This window comes from Nonomuraea aurantiaca (assembly GCF_020215705.1).
In the GTDB taxonomy this organism is placed as follows: domain Bacteria; phylum Actinomycetota; class Actinomycetes; order Streptosporangiales; family Streptosporangiaceae; genus Nonomuraea; species Nonomuraea aurantiaca.
Genome location: NZ_JAIWNB010000131.1, coordinates 1 through 581, shown reverse-complemented (window position 1 = coordinate 581; position 581 = coordinate 1). Strand labels below are relative to the sequence as shown.

The following is a 581-nucleotide window of genomic DNA, read 5'->3' as shown; positions in this document are numbered from 1 at the left end:
ATTTGATTTGAGTAGATTGCGGCTTATGTTCTAGTAGGTGCCTCGCCAGGTTGGGGTGGTCTCGTCCGTTATGCGCTTGGTGAGGTTGTTGATCGACGCGATTTGGATCATGGCTTGGGAGCTGGCGGGTAGGGTCTCATAATCGCGGGTTAAACGGCGGTACAGCATGAGCCAGCCCAGGCTGCGTTCGACGACCCATCGGCGTTTGACGACGTGGAATCCGCGGGTTTCGGCTTTTCTGGAGACGACTTCGACGTCGATGCCCAGTGTGGCGCCGTGTTCGATTAAGGCGTTCTTGAAGCCGGTGTCGACCCAGGTTTTGGATATCGTCGGGTAGGCGCTTTTGGTTTGGTCGAGTAGCTCTTTGCCGATCGCGTTGTCGGACAGGCCTGCGGCGGCGATGGATACGGCGAGGATGATGCCGAGTGTGTCGGTGACGATGCCGCGCTTGCGACCGACGATCTTCTTTGCGGCGTCGGGTCCTTGGCTGGTGAGGGGCACGTTGGTGGAGGTCTTCACGCTCTGGGCGTCCATCACGCAGGCGGTCGGTTAGGCCGTACGGCCTTCCTTGACGCGGGCCA

General features: G+C 59.7%; 1 pseudogene. It reads right to left on the bottom strand.

The window, feature by feature from the left end:
* Window positions 1-30: 30 nt before the first annotated feature.
* Window positions 31-581, bottom strand: a pseudogene (locus tag LDL49_RS56500) (transposase); the annotation flags it as partial.